This window comes from Streptomyces sp. NPDC107562 (genome assembly GCF_055657325.1).
This window is the reverse complement of the sequence record NZ_JBVKBE010000001.1, coordinates 557,970-577,276: the sequence shown is the minus strand read 5'-3', so window position 1 is coordinate 577,276 and position 19,307 is coordinate 557,970. Positions and strand designations below refer to the sequence as shown.

General features: G+C 71.2%; 17 protein-coding genes. 7 read left to right on the top strand and 10 right to left on the bottom strand.

What is annotated here, in order from left to right; genetic code table 11:
• The first annotated feature begins 7 nt into the window (after positions 1-7).
• The 5 genes from ACZ7LV_RS02640 to ACZ7LV_RS02620 all read left to right on the top strand — a co-directional run bounded on the left by ACZ7LV_RS02640 (position 8) and on the right by ACZ7LV_RS02620 (position 4,559).
• Positions 8-196, top strand: a complete 189-nt coding sequence (locus tag ACZ7LV_RS02640) for a hypothetical protein (protein ID WP_471934968.1) — start codon at positions 8-10, stop codon at positions 194-196.
• Positions 197-268: 72 nt separating this feature from the next.
• A complete protein-coding gene (locus ACZ7LV_RS02635; RefSeq protein ID WP_471934967.1) occupies positions 269-772 on the top strand; it encodes a hypothetical protein in 504 nt (167 codons plus the stop codon).
• A gap of 215 nt (positions 773-987) precedes the next feature.
• Positions 988-1,722 carry a D-Ala-D-Ala carboxypeptidase family metallohydrolase gene (locus ACZ7LV_RS02630; RefSeq protein WP_471934965.1) on the top strand — a complete coding sequence of 245 codons (735 nt, stop codon included), beginning with the start codon at positions 988-990 and terminating at the stop codon, positions 1,720-1,722.
• A 139-nt stretch (positions 1,723-1,861) separates the two neighbouring features.
• A complete protein-coding gene (locus tag ACZ7LV_RS02625; RefSeq protein WP_471934964.1) occupies positions 1,862-3,610 on the top strand; it encodes a glycoside hydrolase domain-containing protein in 1,749 nt (582 codons plus the stop codon).
• A 10-nt stretch (positions 3,611-3,620) separates the two neighbouring features.
• Positions 3,621-4,559 (top strand): peptidoglycan-binding domain-containing protein, encoded by a 939-nt coding sequence (locus tag ACZ7LV_RS02620; RefSeq protein ID WP_471934962.1) that lies wholly within the window; start codon positions 3,621-3,623, stop codon positions 4,557-4,559.
• A gap of 69 nt (positions 4,560-4,628) precedes the next feature.
• On the opposite strand, the gene ACZ7LV_RS02615 is transcribed toward ACZ7LV_RS02620, so the two are convergent.
• The 10 genes from ACZ7LV_RS02615 to ACZ7LV_RS02570 all read right to left on the bottom strand — a co-directional run bounded on the left by ACZ7LV_RS02615 (position 4,629) and on the right by ACZ7LV_RS02570 (position 16,529).
• Entirely contained in the window at positions 4,629-5,381 is a 753-nt protein-coding gene (locus ACZ7LV_RS02615; protein WP_471934961.1) for an SDR family NAD(P)-dependent oxidoreductase, read from the bottom strand.
• 78 nt (positions 5,382-5,459) lie between these two features.
• Positions 5,460-6,737 (bottom strand): peptidase, encoded by a 1,278-nt coding sequence (locus tag ACZ7LV_RS02610; RefSeq protein WP_471934959.1) that lies wholly within the window; start codon positions 6,735-6,737, stop codon positions 5,460-5,462.
• 246 nt (positions 6,738-6,983) lie between these two features.
• Positions 6,984-7,928, bottom strand: a complete 945-nt coding sequence (locus tag ACZ7LV_RS02605) for a DUF5996 family protein (protein WP_471934958.1) — start codon at positions 7,926-7,928, stop codon at positions 6,984-6,986.
• A 292-nt stretch (positions 7,929-8,220) separates the two neighbouring features.
• On the bottom strand, positions 8,221-9,111 hold the full coding sequence (locus ACZ7LV_RS02600) for an NAD(P)-dependent oxidoreductase (protein WP_471934956.1): 891 nt from the start codon (positions 9,109-9,111) through the stop codon (positions 8,221-8,223).
• A gap of 65 nt (positions 9,112-9,176) precedes the next feature.
• A complete protein-coding gene (locus ACZ7LV_RS02595; RefSeq protein WP_471934955.1) occupies positions 9,177-9,716 on the bottom strand; it encodes a flavin reductase family protein in 540 nt (179 codons plus the stop codon).
• 101 nt (positions 9,717-9,817) lie between these two features.
• A complete protein-coding gene (locus ACZ7LV_RS02590; protein WP_471934954.1) occupies positions 9,818-12,877 on the bottom strand; it encodes a winged helix-turn-helix domain-containing protein in 3,060 nt (1,019 codons plus the stop codon).
• Positions 12,878-12,900: 23 nt separating this feature from the next.
• Positions 12,901-13,761: a cupin domain-containing protein gene (locus ACZ7LV_RS02585; RefSeq protein ID WP_471934953.1), complete on the bottom strand. Its 861-nt coding sequence runs from the start codon at positions 13,759-13,761 to the stop codon at positions 12,901-12,903.
• Between the two features lie 151 nt (positions 13,762-13,912).
• Entirely contained in the window at positions 13,913-15,442 is a 1,530-nt protein-coding gene (locus ACZ7LV_RS02580; protein WP_471934952.1) for a 4-hydroxyphenylacetate 3-hydroxylase N-terminal domain-containing protein, read from the bottom strand.
• A gap of 253 nt (positions 15,443-15,695) precedes the next feature.
• Positions 15,696-16,280, bottom strand: coding sequence for a carboxymuconolactone decarboxylase family protein (locus ACZ7LV_RS02575; protein WP_471934951.1), 585 nt, complete (start codon positions 16,278-16,280; stop codon positions 15,696-15,698).
• Between the two features lie 12 nt (positions 16,281-16,292).
• Positions 16,293-16,529: a hypothetical protein gene (locus ACZ7LV_RS02570; protein ID WP_471934950.1), complete on the bottom strand. Its 237-nt coding sequence runs from the start codon at positions 16,527-16,529 to the stop codon at positions 16,293-16,295.
• A gap of 291 nt (positions 16,530-16,820) precedes the next feature.
• On the opposite strand from ACZ7LV_RS02570, the gene ACZ7LV_RS02565 reads away from it, so the two are divergent.
• Positions 16,821-17,630 carry an SDR family NAD(P)-dependent oxidoreductase gene (locus ACZ7LV_RS02565; protein ID WP_471934949.1) on the top strand — a complete coding sequence of 270 codons (810 nt, stop codon included), beginning with the start codon at positions 16,821-16,823 and terminating at the stop codon, positions 17,628-17,630.
• Positions 17,631-17,749: 119 nt separating this feature from the next.
• Positions 17,750-19,306, top strand: a complete 1,557-nt coding sequence (locus tag ACZ7LV_RS02560; protein ID WP_471934948.1) for a Re/Si-specific NAD(P)(+) transhydrogenase subunit alpha — start codon at positions 17,750-17,752, stop codon at positions 19,304-19,306.
• The last annotated feature ends 1 nt before the right edge of the window (position 19,307 follow it).

Here is a 19,307-nt window from a genome sequence, read left to right as displayed (position 1 = left end):
GGTCTAGATGAGCGGGACGGGCGCTCGCGCGGCCCGGCCGCACGGCGTCGCCGCCGTACGGGTGTGGCTCACCGACCCCGCCGTGCCCGTCGCGGTCCTGGGGATCGCGGCCGTCGCCGCGGTCCTGCACGCCCCCTTGCTGACCTGGGCGATCACCGGCGGGCTGGCCGGCTACTCGCTGTCCGGCTCCGTTTGAACGCGTAACAGCGCGTTCGCGCTGGCCTCGCCAGGTTGGCGAGCGACGTACCGCCAGGCAGTCGTCCTCGGCGTGTTCACCCTCGGGCTGCTCACCGGCGGGGTGCTGACGGCCGGTGTGCTGTGGCTGCTGTCCGGCCTGTTCACCCCGCTGCCGGCCGGCGTGCGGCAGGGACTGGTCGTGACCGCCGCCGTGCTGGCCGCGCTGCGCGACGCGGGCCGGCTGCGGCTCCGGCTGCCGCAGAACGCCCGGCAGATACCGCAGGACGTGCTGCGCCGTCATCTGGCGCGCGGGGCCCTGCAGTTCGGCTTCGAACTCGGTACGGGTGTGCGTACCTACGTCTCGGCGAGCGCGCCGTACGCGATCGCGGTCGCGGTGCTGCTGTCCGGTGGCTCCGCCGCGCCCGCGCTGGCCGCGGGAGCCGGCTTCGGCGCGGGCCGGGCCCTCACCCCGGCCCTGCGCCGGCTCTCCGGCGACGGGGAGCACTGGGACGACCGGCTCGCGCGACGGCTGACCGGCATGACCGTGCTCAGCTCCGCGCTGATCGCCACCGCCGCTTTCGCGGTGCTCGGCTAGCGGCGCGCAAGGCCCGCGCCCCAAGGGGCGGAGGTGGCGGCGCCCCTTGACCCGAGGACCCTTGCCCGGAGGGCACAACAGCCCCTGGACGTCGTCGAGTTGTGCCGAAGGTCTGGTCCTGTGGCAGCTGGTGACAGTGTGGACACGCCCGGGCTCCCGGCGCCAGACTCGGGGCTCAGTTCCCTGTGGCTCATCAGGACTCAGACGGAGGCACGATGCTGAGACGTACGGTCCGACTGCTTCTCTCGGTTGTCATGACCATGGCTGCCCTCACGGGTGGCATGCTGGTCACGGCCGGCCCGGCCCAGGCCGACGAGTGCTACACCTGGAATCGCACCCTGTCGGAGGGCATGACGGGCGCCGACGTCACCCAGTTGCAGATCCGGGTGGCCGGACATGTCGACTTCGGCGAGATCCTGTCCGTCGACGGCAACTTCGGGCCCCGCACCAAGGCCGCGGTCGTCAAGTTCCAGCAGGCGTACGGGCTGGGGGCGGACGGGGTAGCGGGTTCCCAGACCTTCAGCAAGATCTACGCCCTCCAGGACCCGGACTGCACGCCGATCCACTTCACCTACGCCGAGCTGAACAAGTGCAACTCCGACTGGTCCGGCGGAGCGGTCAGCGCGGCGACGGCCAAGTCCAACGGGCTGCGCACGATGTGGAAGCTGGAGGCCATGCGGCGCGCGATGGGTGACGTCCCGATCGTCGTGACCAGCGGCTTCCGTTCGCACGCCTGCAACAACGCGGTGGGCGGTGCCGCCAACAGCCGGCACCTGTACGGCGACGCCGCCGACGTGGTCGGCAACCCGTCCTTCTGCCAGCTCGCGCAGCGCGGCCGCTACCACGGCTTCGGCGGCATCTTCGGCCCCGGCTACCCCGGTCACGACGACCACACCCACCTGGACGGACGCACCAGCCGCTCCTGGTCCGCGCCCAGTTGCGGCATCTGAGGGGCGCATCACGACGCACCGCCCGACCCGGCACCGAGCCGGCCGCCGTGCCGGGACGCACTCCACTCGTCCCGGCACGGCACGGGCCCGCCCGTGCCGTACTCCCCCACTCTCCCCCGCACCGAGTTGGAGTGCCCTGATGTCGTCCCGCAAGCTCTGGCGGGTCCGCGCCGGAACGGCCGTACTGGCGCTGCTCGCCGGTGTCGGAGCGTTCTCGGTCCCCGGCCCCGCCCTCGCCGACTCCCCGCCCGACACCCCGCAGACCGTCACCTACCAGGGCTACCGCATCGAGGTGCCCGCCGACTGGCAGGTGGTCGACCTGACCGAGAACCCCCGCGCCTGCCTCCGCTTCGACAGGCCCGCCGTCTACGTGGGCGAGCCCGCCGAGCAGAACGACTGCCCCGCCCGGGTCGTCGGCCGGACGGCGGGCATCGTCGTCCAGCCCATCACCGCCCGCTCCGCCGGCCAGTCGACGGCCGCCACCGCGCGGACCTCACGGGGCAAGGCCACCGCCCCGGCCGCCGCCTCCAGCAACGGCACCATCCAGGTCGCCGTCGAGGACGCCGGAGTCCTCGTCACCGCCGCCCACACCCCCGCCACCGAGAGCCTGGTGCGTGACGTCCTCGGCTCGGCCGAGCTCACCGCGGGTGCCGAGCGCACCGAACTGCCGCGCGCGGGCGGGCGGTCCGACGCCGCTCCCCTGGCCGCCGCCGGCCCACAGCCGGGCTCGTACCTCGGCAAGGGCTTCGATGCCTGCACGGCACCCTCGCAGGCCGCCATGAACGCCTGGCAGTCCAGTTCGCCCTACAGCGCGGTCGGCGTCTACATCAGCGGCTCCTTCCGCGGCTGCGCCCAGCCGAACCTCACCGCGAGCTGGGTGACCAACCAGACCGGCAACGGCTGGCGTCTGATCCCCATCGACGTCGGCCGGCAGGCGCCGTGCACCAGCTACTCGCTGCGGATGTCCTCCGACCCGGCCACGGCAAAGTCCCAGGGCGTCACCGCCGCCGCGGGCGCCGTCTCCGCCGCGGCCGGCCTCGGCATCCCGGCGGGCAGCGCCCTCTACAGCGACATCGAGGCGTACACCTCGACGGCCTCGTGCAAGGCGGCCGTGCTGTCGTACCTGTCCGGCTGGACCGAGCGGCTGCACAGCAGCGGCTACCTGTCGGGCTTCTACTCCAGCGCCGCCTCCGGCATCAGGGACGCGGCGAGCGAGTACAACAACGGCGCCTACACGCGCGTCGACCACATCTTCTACGCGTGGTGGAACGGCGCCGCCGACACCAACACCGGCTCCTACGTGCCGTCCACCTACTGGTCCGGCCACCAGCGCATCCACCAGTACGCGGGCGAGGTCACCGAGTCCTACGGCGGCTACTCGATCAACATCGACCGCGACTACCTGGACGTGGGCAGCGGCACCCCGCCCCAGCCGGGCTGCACGGGAGCGAACCTCGACTTCACCGCGTACCCGACCGTCCGCAGCGGTTCGACCGGAGACCTGGTCAAGGCCGCCCAGTGCCTGCTCCAGGCCGCCGGTCACGACCCGGGCACCCCGGACGGGATCTTCGGACCCGACACCGCCTCCGCCGTCGCCGGATTCCAGGCCGCCAAGGGGCTCACGGCCGACGGCGTGGTCGGGCCGAGGACCTGGACCGCGCTGCTGTCCCGGGGATCCACCCCGACCGTCCAGAACGGCTCGACGGGCGAGGCCGTCTCCCGTCTGCAGCGCGCCCTGACCGCCGCGCTCGGCCGGACCGTCGGCATCGACGGCATCTTCGGCTCGGGCACCGCACAGGCCGTACGCGACTACCAGTCCTCGCGGGGACTGGGCGTCGACGGCATCGTCGGCCCCGGCACCTGGGGCGCACTCCAGTCAGGAAGGTGACACAGGGGTCATGAGACAACTCGGACGCATCATCGCGCTGTTCGCCGCGGTGGCAGGCCTGCTCCTCGGAGCGGGCGTCCCCGCGCAGGCCTTCCCCCAGGCCGCGTTCCCGCTGACGAGCAACGGCAGCCGGGGCACCGATGTCGTCGCGCTTCAGCACCTGCTGACCGCGCACGGCCGGACGGTGGCCGCGGACGGCGTCTTCGGCTCCGGCACGCGCAGCGCCGTCGTCGGCTTCCAGCAGTCCAAGGGCCTGGCGGCGGACGGCATCGTCGGGGCCGCCACCTGGGGCGCGCTGGCCGTCACCGTGCGGCAGGGCGACGACGGGCCGGCCGTGAAGGCGGTCCAGTCCCTGCTCAACGCCAAGCGGGGGGCCGGACTCGCGACGGACGGAGCCTTCGGGCCCGCCACCCAGACGGCGGTGCGCACCTTCCAGTCCCACGCGGGCATCGGCGTGGACGGCGTGGTCGGACCGACCACGTGGAAGAACCTGCTCTGGCACTACGAGAACATCGACTTCGGTCCGGGCACGATGTGCGCACAGAGCCCGGACGGCAACGCCGGCGCCCACTGGGCGACCGCGGGTGCCGTAGGCCAGCTCGAAGCCGCGGCCGCCGCGTTCGCCGGCACCGGCAACGGCCGACTCCCGGTCGGTGACGCGGGGTTCGAGCACGGCGGGGACATCCCCGGCCACGCCAGCCATGAGGTCGGCATGGACATCGACGTGTGGCCGATCCGTACGGACTCGGGACAGTGCACCGCCGGACGCATCACCTGGCAGTCGTCGACGTACGACCGCGCGGCCACCCGGCAGCTCGTCCAGGAGATCCGGGCCAAGGCCCCCGGCCATGTCGAGCTGATCTTCTTCAACGACCCGCAGCTCATCTCGGAGGGCCTGACGACGAGCTACCCGAACCACGACAACCATCTGCACATCCGGTACCGGTAGCCGGGGGTGCCCTCGGGCCCGGGGCCTGCCGGCCACGGGCCCGAGGGGGTCGGACGCCCGGTGCGGTCGTCAGACCTGCATCTGACCGCCGTCCACGAACAGTTCGATGCCGGTGACGAAGGAGCTCTGGTCGGAGGCGAGGAAGACCACCACGTCCGCGACCTCCTCCGTCCGCCCCATCCGTCCGAGCGGCACCCCGGCCACCAGCGCGTCCTTCAGGGCCCGCGCCCGCTCCGCGTCCGGGGCGAGCCCGGTGAGACCCGGGGTGTCGACCGGGCCCGGGCTCAGGGTGTTCACGCGGATGTTCCGCGCCTTGAGTTCATTGGCCCAGGTGCGGGACAGGGAGCGCACCGCGGCCTTCGACGCGCTGTAGACACCGAAGCCCTCGTTTCCGCCGCTGCCCGCCGTGGAGCCGGTGAGGATCACCGAGGCACCGTCGTTCAGCAGGGGCAGCGCCTTCTGCACGGTGAACAGCAGCCCCTTCACGTTCACACCGAACGTGAAGTCGACATGCCGCTCGGTCACGTCCTCCAGACGCTTGACCTCACCGCCCCCGGCATTGGCGAACAGCACGTCGAGACGACGACGCCGCTCGCTCACGACGCCGTAGAGGCGATCCAGGTCGGCCGGCACGGCGACGTCGCCGACCACCCCGGTCGCGCGCGCCTCACCGATCTCCGCCACGAGGTCCCGCAGCTCGGGCTCGCGGCGGCCGGTGACGAACACATGGGCACCCTCCGCGGCGAGGCGCACGGCGGCGGCGCGCCCGATCCCGCTGGTCGCGCCGGTCACCACCGCGGTCCTGCCGTCGAGCCGCCCCATGGCCGCCTCCCGCCTTCCGCCACGCCCATTCTCCGGCGTGCGCGAGACGGCCGCATGCGGGGCGGCGCTTCCTGGGAGTCAGGCGTCGGAGCCGGCCCCGCGGCGGCGGGCGACGACCGTCGTGCCGGCGCCGAGCACCAGCGCCGCACCGGCGGCGAGGGCGACCTGCGCGAGCGCGTCGTGGGAACCCGTCGCGGCGAGCGAGCCGTTGCCGCCGCTTCCGCCGGACCCGCTCACCGGGGTGGTGGAGGCGCCGCCCTGCGGGGTGGTGTCGTGGGTGTCGCCGGGCTTGCCGTCCGCGTCGTCGGCCTTGCCCGGGTCGCTGCCCTTGGGCAGGATCCGGAACTCGTGGTCGTCGACGCCCGGGAACCCGCCGCAGGACTCGTCCTCGTTGACGTAGTCGGCCGAGACGAACGCGGCGCCCTGGCCCGCCGGAACACCGGCGTCGACCTTCAGCCGCAGCTTCACGTCGACCGAGGCCCTGGCCTTGAGGGTGCCGACCGACAGCCCCTCCGTCGCGTCGGTGTCACGCCACGTGGGGTTGGCGGCGGTCGACCACTCCAGGTCGAGGTGGGAGTCGAGCGGCTTGATGCCCTTGGCGTCGAAGGCGTGGACGGCGGCGTACGGGAACACCTCGTCCATCGTCCTGTCGGTGCCGTTGGTGACGCGGAGGGTGAAGTGCGCCGTGCTGCCGCCCACGACCTTGTCCGGCAGCCCCGCCACGACCGCCGTGAGCCGGGGCTCGGCGACGCACTCTTCGCCCTGCTCGGCCTCGGCGTCCGCCAGCGCCTTCTTCGCGGCGTCCAGCTTCGCTCCGGCTTCGTCCCTGGCCTTCTGGAGGAGATAGATCTTCCGGGCCTGGGCGACACGGGCGTCGTCGTAGGCGGTGCGCGCCTCGGTGGCCCTGGTGTCGGCGGCCGTCTTGGCCGCTGCGGCCTCCTGCGCCGCCTTCTCGGCCTCGTCCAGCGCCGCCCGCGCCGCGGCCCTGTCCTCGTCGGTGCTCGCGGCGTCCAGCACGGCCTGGGCGTCCACGACGGCCTGGTCGGCGGTGGCCTCGACCTGGGCGGCGGCTGCCGCGGCGCTGTCGGCCTCGATCATCGCGGCCTTGGCGGGGTAGGTGTCCGCCTGCATGTCCTCGGTGAGGAACTTGACGGCATTGTCCGCCGCGACGACGGCCGCGTCGTACTCCTTCTGCGCGACGGCGACCGCCTGCTCGAGTTCCTCGACGGTCCGCTGCGCCCGCTGCGTCTGCGCGGCCGGCCCGTCGTCGGCCACGGCGGGCGTGGCGGCGAGGACGACCACCGGGGTGGTCACGGCAGCGGCGACGGCGGTCGCGAGGACACAGCGAAAGTTCACGAAGAAACCCCTGGTCGGACTGCGGGAAAGTGGAGCGGGGTCGCGCCGGCGGAGTACTCACGCGGCGCGACGCCCACGAGATCGTACGACCCGCCCGACCAAGGCCGCGGACCGCTTGGCGCGCTCCTTACGGAACAGCTGCCACATCGTACGAACAAAGGGCATGAACTCAGACAGTTGCCCCCGCGGGCCACACTTTTTCTGTGAGCCATCTCATCAGCACGCGTACCGGGGGTTTTTGCGGCGTCACTGGAAGTGTTGCCAGCGCTCAGGGTCGCATTCGAGCGCGGAGCGGTCCCACCGTCCGCGTTCCGCCGCCGCCTCGTAGGTGGTCTGAAGGAATCCGAGGAGCGCGGCGTCCGGGTCGCTCGCGGTGCGCACGTCCTCGTACGGCAACAGGAACTGGCCGTTCTCCCTGCTGTAGAAGGCCTCTGCCGGGGTGACCGGGTGGTCGGCGAAGCCGTCGGGCTCCGGGTAGGCGTAGGCGTAGAAGGCGCCCTCCCGCCCGCCGCCGGGCCAGAAACCGCAGCTGCTCAGCTCGCGGGAGTAGCCCTCCACCATGACCCAGTCACCGCAGTTGGGTGCGCCGCCCGGGTGCTGCGGGGCGCCGCGGCCGGAGAACCTCGTGCAGGCCAGGTCCATGGCTCCCCAGAAGTAGTGCACCGGACTGACCTTGCCGGCGAACCGTGCGCGGAAGGCGCCCATGACCCGCTGCGCCTGCAGCAGTTGACGCCAGAAGAGGTGCGCCGCGTCGGCGTCGTAGGACGAGTGGTGGTGGTCCTCGGAGAACGGGATCGCATGCTCGACCTCGTTGGGCTGGTCCTGGATCGGCACCTGGATCCCGAGCTCGTCGAGCGCGCCCATCGTCTCGTCGTAGAACTGGGCCACCGGCTTGGGTGCCAGTGCCACCGTGCGCACGGCGCCCTCGCTGCTGCGGATGCACAGCCGGTGGTCGACGAAGTCGAACTCGATGTCGAAGGCCCCGGACCCGTACGGGACGGCGGACGTGGTCAGTCCTCGGGGGCTCACGTACAGCGTGACCTGCCACCAGTGGTTGATCAGCGGTGCGTGCGCCAGACGCACCTTGCCGACGATCTGGGTCCACATGTGCAGGGTGTCGCGGGTGTCGGCCCAGTCGGCCACCGGGAGCCGCGGCCAGGCTTCGCGCGTGGGTGTCGTCCGCTGTGTCACCGTTGTGCCTTCCGGATCGGCGTCATCGGTGGTCGAGACAGGTGAGGCTGTTCGTGGCCCGCCTCTGACAGCAGGTTCGCCCCCGTGTGCCCCGTGGGCAAATCGGAGGGTCGCGGCGCCCGCCCGGCAGGCCGCCTCGCGCGGGGCCGTCGCGTTCGCGTACGTGCTGGTGACGGCCCTCGGTGAGCTCGTACGTCCGTACCGTCACCGTCCCACCGCCCGCTCCTTCGCCCCCTGCTCACCGCGTGCGCGAGGCAGCCGCCGGCCCGGGGCGGGCCGGCGGCCGGGCCTGTCAGGCGTGCGCGGTCTGACCGGCCTCGCGCTGCAGCCGGACCAGCAGGGCCATGAAGTCCAGCTCGCCCAGGCCGGTCGACATGCACGCCTGGAGCAACTGCTGCACGACACCGGTCACCGGCAGCGGGACTCCGCCGGCCGCTGCCGCGTCGAGGGCGAGGTCCAGGTCCTTGCGCATGAGCCGCGAGCTGAACGTCGGGGTGTAGTCGTCCGCCAGGAGGGGCCCGATCTTGTACTTCACCAGCGGCGACGCGATCGCCGACGCGCCGACGACCTCCAGCAGCTTGTCCCGTCGTACGGCATGGGCCTCCGCCAGTGCGACGCACTCGGCGAGCAGTTCGGCCGTCCCGGCGACCATGAGGTTGAGGGCCAGCTTGATGACGCGGGCGGCCTCCCCCTCGCCGACGTGGAACAGGTGGGGGCCGATGTCGCGCAGGAGGGAGTCGACGGACGTGAAGACGTCCTCGTCGCCGGAGGCGATGATCGTGAGGTTCCCGGCCTTCACGACTCCCGGGTTTCCGCTCACCGGAGCGCGCAGGTACCCGACGCCGCCGGCGGCGGCCGCGGCGGCCACGTGGGCGGAGACCTCCGCCGAGACCGTGCTCATGTCGATGAGCGTCTTCCCCCGGGCCGCCGCGGCGTGCACGAGCCCTCCGTGGGGTGCGAGTGCGACGTCGGCCAGGGCCCGGGAGTCGGCGAGCATCGTGATGCAGACGTCCGACCGGTCCCAGGCCTCGCGGGGAGAGTCCAGTTCGAAGGCGCCCTTCTCCAACAGCTCGTCGGCCTTGCCCTTCGACCGGTTCCAGACGCCGACCTTGTGGCCCGCGCCGATGAGTCGTCCGGCGATCGCGGATCCCATCTGACCGAGACCCAGCACGGATACGTCCACGTTCATCTCCTGGGGATGCGGTGCGCGGCATGCGCAAAGGGATTGGTGACGGCGGCGAGGCGGCGCTACATCGACGCGGCGAGCTGCCAGTCGAAGGCGAGCTGCGCGTGGGAACCGAGGTCGCAGAGGCTGCCGAACTTCCCACCGAAGTACACGAGGGGGTCGGTGTCGACGGCGTAGCCGCAGCTGAGGACCTCACCGACGAAGATGGTGTGGTCGCCCCCGGCGAACTCCTCCCGCACACGGCAGGCGAAGTGGGCGACCGCGCCCTCGACGACGGGCAGATCGTGGTCGCTTCGCAGCCCGACACCGGCGAACTTGTCGTCGCACCGGCTCGCGAACCGCAGGGCGTGGCGCTCCTGGCCCTGGGCGAGGACGCTCACCGCGAAGACCCCGGAGTCGGAGATCGCGTCCCTCGTCGCGAGGGTGTTGCCCACGCACACCAGCAGCATGAGCGGGTCCAGCGAGACCGAGGCGACGGCACTGGCGGTCATTCCCGCCGGCCCTTGCGGAGTTTCGGTGGTCACGATCGTGACGCCGGTCGTGAACCGCGCCATCGCTCCGCGAAAGGTGTCGCGCATGTCCTGCGCGGTGGATGCACCCATGATGCCCTCCGTTGCCGTTAACGAGATGGCTGAGCGTTGCCTGTGAGCCGATGGCCCGAGTGTGGCCGACGCCCCGTTTACCGATGCGAAATCGGGGGGCGTCAGCGGCGGAGCTGCATGACGAGGCGTCGGACCTCGTCCGACGGTGGCACTCCGAGGTCCCGCATCCGCGCGACGTAGCGCTGGTAGAGCGCCAGCACGCCGTCGTCGGTGCCGCTGGCGTGCGCGAGCCTGATGGCGAGCTGCCATGCCTGCTCGCGGTACGGGTCTTCGCGCAGCACGGCGTCGACCAGTCCCCTGGCCTCGCGGTAGCGGTTCATGCGGTAGGCGAGCTTGGCCGTGTCGATGCGGGCCGCCAGGAAGGTCTCCCCCAGCACCAGCCGGCGCTCGGCGACCCACTCACCGGAGATCGTCGCCAGGTAGGGACCCCGCTCGGCGCTGTCGAGGGCGCGCGAGAGCGTCCGCAGCCGGATCTCGCCGTCCTGTCGCGCCGCCTGGGCGACGAGATCGACCGCCCGTTGCGCCGACCCCGTGGCGAGGGCGGGGCCGACCAGGTGGAAGACGTCGCCGTCCTGCGCCGGGCCGAGGCCTTCGGGCAGCGCCTCGCGCAGCCGATAGAGCGCCTGCCGCAGATAGCTGCGGCCGGCGGCGTCGTTACGGCCCCCGAAGAGCGCCCCGAGCAGTTCCTCGCGCGTCGCCCTGCGATCGGGTGCCCAGAGCAGGTAGCTGAGGAGTTCCAGGCTCTTGGTCAGCCGGGGCTGGGTCACGTGTCCGTCGACCGTGAGGACGGGCTCGCCGAACTCCTCCAGCACCAGCCGGGGCCTGCTCACGTTGACGCGTATCGGATGCTGGCCGGAGAGGGCGGCGAGGATCTCGTGCCAGGGCGACATGCGGCTCGACCTGGTGTCCGCGGCCCTCGCCGCGACCTGCGGCACGTCCGAGAGCGCCGTCAGCAGCAGGTGCTGGGTGCCGTGCGTCGAGGCGGAGTCCATCGCGAGGTCGGCGGTGGCGTCGGACTCGTTCTCCATGCCCAGCCGCCACTGCGCCTCGGCCAGGTACACGGCGGCCGTGGGGAGTTCGAGGTGCCGGTCTCCGTCGCGCATGCTCCGCAGACATGCCGCGAGGTGCTCGTGGCCCTCGGCGTCCCGGTTCTGCAGGAGCATCGACAGGCCCGACCACAACTGCCACATGTCCCGGGTGAGGCGGTACTCCGACGCGCCGCACGCGGCCGCCTCCGCCAGCACACGGTCGGCGCGCCTGGTGTCACCCCCGAGGCGCAGCCACAGCTTGGCCTCGCCGACCAGGCTCAGGTTCTTGTACACGGTCGAGCCGGTGGCCGCGATGAGGTCCCTTCCTCGCGCGATGGACGCGCAGGCCTCCTCCCCACGGCCGAGGTCGAGCATCAGGTCGACGGCGTCGACGGCGTGCAGCCAGACCGGCTGCGAGGAGGCACGGCGCGGCTCGAACATCGACATCGCGGCGTCGAGTCGCCCGGTGACGCGCAGCGCGGCGACGACCCACGGACCGCCGAGTATCGTGCGCCAGGGATCGAACGACCCCGGTTCGTCGAGCCCTTCGAGGCGGCCGCGCAGGAAGGCCAGCCGCATCAGCAGACCGTCGAGCGGCCCGGACGGCGTGGTCGAGTACTCCGGGAAGGGTGGCGGTTCCTCGCCCGTGGCCAGCGCGATCAGGGTCTGGGCGATGCGCTGGTTGCGGCCCGGTGGCAGCCGGTCCGCCAGCGAGCGCGCCTCCTCCAGCCGCCCACGGTGCCACAGGCACCAGCAGGCCAGGACGTGCGCCTCCTCGAAGTCGGGGGACCCCGGCTCCGGAAGCCAGTCGTATCCGTGGCGGTCGACGAGCTCCACTCCGCGATCACACTGTTCGAGCGCGAAGGCGACACGCAGGATGACAGAGCCGATCTCCGGGGTCGGCGTCCGCACCGAGGCTCCGAGCGCGTCCAGCCACCGTGCCGCCGGCGCGAAGTCCATCCGCGCCACCAGGTCGGGGAGGGCCACGGCGGCCAGTCTCCCGGCCGCCTCCAGGTCCCCGAGCCGGAGCAACTCGTCGACCGCCTCCTCGTGCGCGCCCCCGGCGATCAGGACGTCGGCATGCCTGCGGCGAACCGCGTCGCGCGTCCTCACGTCCTCCCGGCCCAGGGTCTCGACGAGAAAGTCGCGGAACACGGGGTGCGGCGTCATACGGGAACCGTCCGAGGACCACGTCACCGGCAGGTGCCGGGCGCGCAGGCCCGCCATGAGCTGCGCCGCGTTCTCCTGGCCCAGCGCCCGGGCGCCCTCGGCCGACACCTCGGCCAGCAGACTCGTATGGAGGAGGAACGTCCTCTCCGCCTGGGTGAGCGAGTTGAAGACGTTCGCCGCGACATAGGACCGCAGCATCTCGGGATCGGGCTGGCGGGAGCGTCCATGACGCCAGCCCTCGAACAGGACCCCGGTGACCCAGCCTCCCGTCGCCGCCACCGCCTGCGCCGGGTGCACGTCGGCGCGACCGATGTTGCGCAGCGCCTCGGCGGCTTCCTGGGCGTCGAAGGAGAGGTCGCTCTCGACCAGCTCACCGACCCGGTCACGCTCGCTCGTCGAACCCGGGTCGAGCCGGACGTCGACGCGCGAGATCAGCACGAGGTTCACGCCGGACGGCAGATAACGGGCGAACGAGGACAGCACCGCCGTACAGGTCTCGTCCGGGGCGACGCGTTCCACGTTGTCGCACACGAGGATGAGCCGGCTTCCCTGAAGGCTCTCGGCCAGCAGTCCGGCCGCCTCACCGATGTGGAGACTGCTGCTGAGGGCGTCGGAGGCCACATCGGCCGCGCTCGGTACGGCACCCTCGACGGCCGCTTCGAGGTAGACGAGCAGGCGGCCCGCCGCCTGCTCGGTACCGTCGAGCGACAGCCAGGCGACCGGCCTGTCGAGGTCACGGACGGCGAGTGCCACCGCCGTGGTCTTGCCGGCCCCGGCCGTCGCGAACACATTCACCACGGTGTGCCGGTCGAGCAGGGTCCGCAGCCGCCGGCTGAGCCTGTCGCGCTCGACGATGTCCTTGGCCGGCGCCGGAACGGCCAGCTTCCGCCGGATGATCGCGCGATGCTGTCGACCCGGCGCGGTGGAGCCGCTCGGCCGACCAGGAGTGGAGTCGCCGCCCATCGAACGTCGCGCCTCCGCGATCCTCAGTGCTCCTCCGGGAGCTTTCGCCAGTCGTCAGGGAAGAAGAACGCATCGGAGGTGGGCGGGATCGGCGACTGCACCTCGACCCAACGAGCTGGTTCCGCACGTTCGTTGACGAAGCCATGGGTGCCGTCGGTCCCCACCCACACGAGGTCACCGGTCTCGATCACCTCGTCCTTGCCGTCCAGGGTGCCTCGCATCCCGCCGGAAGTGAAGTAGTAGATCTCCTCGAACGGGTGGTAGTGGACCTTGGCCGCCCGTCCCGGCCCGGACTTCGGCGCGATCTCGCACACGAAGACGGTGTGATGCTGTGCCCCCAGAAGTTGGTCCACCATCATCCGAAGACTGATGTTCTTGATGTTGGGGCCGTGGTAGCCGGGCATCGACAGCTGCGCGTAGGGGGCCATGTCGGAGTCGTCGAAGTGGCCGACGTAGCGGTGCCGGGGGTCCGTCTCGGACGGACGGCCCAGGTTCTCTCCGGGCGAGGCCTTGGCGGCGATGCGGCTGCGGGCGCCGTCGAAGGTGGGCGGCTTCGGGGCGCGCACCCCGATCCACGTCAGTCCCTCCTCGCCGGCCGACAGCGAGTGGGCGACGCCGACCGGCGCCACTCCGTAGTCCCCGGAGCCGAGCTCGTAGCGCAGTCCGGCATAGGCGGCCTCGCCGGATCCGCCGGTGATGAAGAACGACTCCTCGAACGGGCAGCGGGTCCAGCCCGTGGTCGCTCCGGGAGCCAGTTCGTACAGGCTCACCTCCAGGTGGGACGCGCCGTGCTCGTGCCCGACCAGGAGTGCCTGCTGAAGGCCTGGGACGCCTTCGACGTCGGAGAACTTCCGCTCCGACGCCCGCGAGATGTAGTAAGCCATGTCGACCTCTCCGTCCACGCGCGAGGGTGCCCGCGGGCATCCCTCGCCCTGGTTGATGCTGATGGCTGTCGGGACTCGGCCCGGGGGGCGCGGGGGACGGGTGGTTCGTGGCCGCCGTCGGCCACGAACCACCCTCCGCACAGTGGCCGGGTCAGCGGACCACTGAGCCCTCGGCCCGTGCGCCGTCGAGGCGCCGGGCGTACTCGGCCTGCTCGGTGTAGGCCGTGACCTCGGGGGCGTCGGCGGGCTGAAGGCCACAGACCTTGCGGGCCAGCTGTGTGATCGGTCCGGAGGGCGACAGCTCCGAGCGCTTCATCGTGAGCATCCGGGTGGCGAGCATCGGGGTCCCGTTGAACTGCTCGAAGGTGCTCACCCGGTCACCGAAGTCGGTGAGGAACAGGTCACGGATGACGCGCGAGATGCGCAGGCGGTCGTAGGGCTCGCCGGTCGCGCCGGCCTGCAGCGGTGCGAGCCACTTGTGGAGCTCGGGGTCGTTCCACTGCTCCTCGGTGGGGAACAGCAGCGAGGCACGTCCGGCGAGGTCGATGACCTCGTGCCGCATCTCGTGGTACCGCTCCAGGTAGTAGGACCGGCCGAAGTCGAAGAGCAGGACGTTCGGCTTGTAGAGGCCCGACGGCGAGATGAATCCCTCCGCCTCGGACGCGATCACGTGTGCGCGGATCGTCGTGTAGAACTCGATGAGACGCGCCAGGCGCGCCTGGACCGGCGGCAGCTGATAGGTGCCGAGGTGCTCGGTGATCAGCATCGCGAGGCCGGCCATGAGCTCGGCCCGGACCATCGTCCGGATCAGCGCCTCGTAGTGCAGCCAGTCGAAGATGCGCTGCGGATACAGGGAGGCGTGCTCGGTGTTGCCCATGTGGAAGACGTGCTCCCACGGGATGAACACGTTGTCGAAGATGACGGTGCATTCGAGCTCGTCACCGGTCGAGGAGATCGGGTGGTTCGCGGGGTCGTCGGTGACCGTCGCCTCGCGCGAGACCATCGCGACGCCCGGGGCGTTCGCCGGGCAGACGCCGTAGAGGACCTGTTCGGCCTCGATTCCCGGGCGGTAGAAGACGCCGATGTGGATGTAGTCGGCGAACGGCGTACCGGTGCTCACGGCCTTGACGCCATTGACCACGATGCCGTCCTCGCGCGTCTCCACGATGCGCAGCGCGGCCTTGGCCGCGTGTGTCCTGGACCGGTCGATCTGAGGGTCGATGAAGGCGAAGGCGCAGTTGAGGTCCCCCTCCTTCACCTGCTCCAGGAACTTGCGGATACCCACGGTCAGGTCGCGCCCGTCAGTGCCCACGGACTGGTCGCTCCAGGGCTGCGGGTCCTCTTCGTAGGTGATGAGGCCGTAGTTGTTCGCGCACGGGGTCCGACCGATCGAGCCGCCGTCGAGCTCCCGGATCATGGTCTCCAGGTACTCGCGCTTGCGCCGCAGTCCCTCGAAGTCCGTGTGCCGGAACCACATCATCGAACGACGCATACCCTCGTCGTCGACGAAGGTCATGACGTCCTGCATCTCGGGCTCGTGGTGCAGGTCGTAGAACTTCGCGATGCGCTGGGCCGCCGCCCTGGTCAGCGGGTGGGTCGTGATGTCGTCGATCTTTTCCCCCCCGACCCAGACAACGCGCCCGTCCCTGAGAGACTCCAAGTACTGGTCGCCGGTTCGCATCAAATGCCACCTTCTCCACTTGACCCAGGCACTTTCGTGCAGGGATTGTTCTGTGATTCGTCGGTCGAATTCGGGTCGACAGGCTGTCGTCGGAATTCACCGCGAGTCTCGTGGGTGAAATTTCTCTCAAGGCATCGGAAGGAATTCAGCTGATTCCCCCGAGGCTAGCCATGAGTTGTTAGTGCGGCGTTAATCGTGAAGTGACGCCGTCACCGGGGGCGTCGGCGACGCCCCGCGCCGGACCCCGGACGTCTCAGAGCCGGGCCTCGACCGCCGCCGGCGGCTTCGGCATGTCCAGTTCGAAGTCCATGACACGGTGGAAGCGCGACAGGGCGTTCCACATGCTGATGCACATGACGAGCTCCACCAGCGCCGCGGGGCTGAACATCCGCTGCGCCTCCTCGCGGAGGCTCGCCGGCACGCCGGTCGGGACTTCCGCCACCGCGACGTCCGGCAGGGCGACCGTCATCTCCTCGGCCAGCAGGAGGGCCAGGCGCTCCCGAGCGGTGAAGCCTTCGAGCTCCCCGTCGGCGACGGCCGCCAGTTCGTCGACCTCGATCCCCTGAGCCAGCGCGGACGTGCAGCGGTGACTCGCCGTGTAGCGGCAGTGGTTGAGCACGGCCACGCGCACGGCGACCAGGTCCTTCACACGGATCTCCAGTGCGCCCGGGCCGTTGAGCTGCCTCAGGAAGGGCAGGTAGGTGCCCAGCAGTCCGGGACTGTTCCCGATGCCGGCCCAGGTGTTCAGCACTTCGCCGTAGGCCTTCACGGCCCCTGCGAGAGCGGGTTGGTCGTCCGCCGAGAACTGCGCGGACGTCAGGAGCGGCACCAGCGACATGAGAGTTCCTTTCTACGAGTCCTGCCCGGCTTCGGGGTTGGTTTTCCGCAGGCCCAGGGCGAGGCCCAGGGTCGCGTTGAGCCAGGGCACGAAAAAGGTCAGGACGATGCGCGCGGCGAGTGCCCAGGTGAGCGGGCCCTGCCGGACCTGTGCGTACAGATTGACCATGAACAGCACCGAACCGACCGACGAGGCGGCCACGATCGTCTGGAGCAGTGCCCCGCCCCGGACGGCACCGCGCAGTGCCACACTCCAGGGGACGGCGCACCTCGCCGGTCGCGTGCCCCGCTCGGGCCGGCTCACCGTGGCCTCCCCTGCCCCGGAGGGCACGTCAGGGTCGTCCTCACCCGTCCCTCCCTCACTCTCGAAAGCAGGCTGAGCACGGCACAGTGTGCGTCGCACTCCGTTAGCCGCCGGGAAGGTGGGAGGTGGCCCGGCAGCCGGCGTGTGAACCTGCCGTTAACCGCGCTTGCCGTGTCCTCGGCGCTTCCGTTCGACTCTCCGCAGCAAGGAACGGATCACTGACTGGAGGAGCCGAACATGGCTGCAGGTTGGAACTTGGAGGGCCGCACGGCGTTCGTGACCGGCGGTAGTCGAGGCCTGGGCTTCGCCATCGCACAGGCACTGCTGGAGCGTGGTGCCAAGGTGGCGATCGCGGCCCGCGACGAGGCCGCGGTCAAGACCGCCGCCGGTCGTCTCGCCGCCGGAGCCGGCGCGCAGGACGTGCTTCCCGTCGTCGCGGACGTCACCGACGCGGACTCCGTCAACAACGCGCTGGCCGAGGTGCACGCGTGGCACGGCGCCCTCGACATCGTCGTGAACAACGCGGGACCGCAGCTCACGCCGTCCCCCCTGGACAAGGCCGACGAGAAGAACATCGCGTCCGCCTTCGACACCAAGCTGATCGGGTACGTCCGCGTCGCCCGGGCCGCTCTGCCGTACCTGAGCCGGACGGGCAGCGGCAGCATCGTGAACGTCGTCGGCGCCACCGCCCACCTGCTCATTCCGCAGGCGGGTGTGACGGCCATCGTGAACGCGAGCGTGGTCGCGCTCACGAGTTACCTGGCGACCGAGGCGGCCGCCGACAACATCCGGGTCAACGCGATCTCCCCCGGGATGACGCGGACCGAGGGCTGGCTCACCAAGACCGAGGCGATGGGCAAGCAGCAGGGCAAGACCGCCGAAGAGGTCCGGGCCGGCATGGCCCAGGGGCTCGGGATCCGCCTCAACCGCTGGGCCGACCCCGCCGAGATCGGTGCCGCGGCGGCGTTCCTGGCGTCGGACGACGCCTCCTACGTCACCGGTCAGGTGCTGCGCGTGGACGGCGGGATGAGCAAGCCCGTCGCCTGATCGCAAGGCCCCAGGCAAGCGCCGTCCAGTGCCCGCAGTCGCCTTGGACGGCGCTTCTGGTTGTGCCGGTGCGTGGGCCCTGCCCGAAGTGCTCTGGAACGTCGACCTGGAGTGTGCGCATGTTGATAGGAATCGTGAGCGAGACCCATCGTGGCGAGACGCGCGTCGCGGCGACTCCCGCCACGGTGGTCCAGCTGGTGAGGCTGGGGTACGAAGTCGTGGTGGAACCGGGTGCCGGTGTGCGCTCGAGCTTCCCGGACGGGGCCTACGTCGAGGCGGGCGCGCGGGTCGGTGACCCGCTCGCGGCGGACGTCGTGCTCGGCGTGAACGCGCTGCCGCCCGAGCGGCTCGACGAGTTGAAGCCGGGTGCGACCGTCATGGGCGTCATGAGTCCGGCGCTGGACCCCGCGTTGGTGGAGGAACTGGCGAAGCGGCCGATCACCGCGCTGGCGCTGGACGCCGTGCCGCGCATCTCACGGGCCCAGTCGCTGGACGTGCTGTCCTCGATGGCGAACATCGCCGGCTACCGGGCGGTGGTGGAGGCCGCGCACACCTTCGGCCGGTTCTTCACCGGTCAGGTGACGGCCGCGGGCAAGGTGCCGCCGGCCAAGGTGCTGGTGTGCGGTGCCGGTGTGGCGGGCCTGGCCGCGATCGGGGCGGCCGGAAGCCTGGGTGCCGTCGTGTACGCGACCGACCCGCGGCCGGAGGTGGCCGACCAGGTCAGGTCACTGGGGGGCGAGTACCTGTCGGTCGAGGCCGACGACACGGGCGAGGCGCAGGTGTCGGCGACGGGCTACGCCAAGGAGATGTCCCAGGACTACAACGCCCGTGCGGCGCGGCTGTACAGCGAGCGGATCGCGGAGATGGACATCGTGATCACGACCGCGCAGATCCCGGGCCGTCCGGCACCGACGCTGATCACCGCGGAGATGGTGGCGTCGATGCGCTCGGGCAGTGTCATCGTGGACATGGCCGCCTCGACCGGCGGCAACGTCGAGGGCACGGTCAAGGACCAGGCCGTGGTCACGGCGGGCGGTGTGACCATCCTCGGCTACACCGACCTCCCTGGCCGGCTGCCCGCGCAGGCCTCCCAGTTGTACGGCACCAACCTGGTCAACCTGGTCAAGCTGATGACCCCCGGCAAGGACGGCCGGCTGGTGCTGGACTTCGACGACGTGGTGCAGCGGTCGATGACCGTGGTACGGGACGGCGAGCTGACCTGGCCCCCGCCCCCGGTCCAGGTCTCCGCCGCCGCGGCACCGGCCGCTCCCGTCTCCTCGGGGGCGAAGCCGAACACCGCGCGCACCCGGCCGCCGTTGTCGACCCGGCGACGGTTCACCGGGGTCGGATGCGGCGCGGCGGTGCTGTTCCTGGGCGCGGCCCTGTCCCCGTCGGCGCTGCTCGGGCACCTGACGGTGTTCGCGCTGGCGATCGTGATCGGCTACTACGTGATCGGTCAGGTGCATCACGCCCTGCACACGCCGCTGATGAGCGTGACCAACGCGATCTCCGGAATCATCGTGGTCGGCGCCCTGCTGCAGATCGGGCACACCGGCACCCCGAACGGCGGGGTGGTCACCGCCCTGTCGGCGCTCGCCATCCTGCTGGCCTCGGTCAACATCGTCGGCGGCTTCGCCGTGACCCGCCGGATGCTCTCCATGTTCTCGAGAAGCTGAG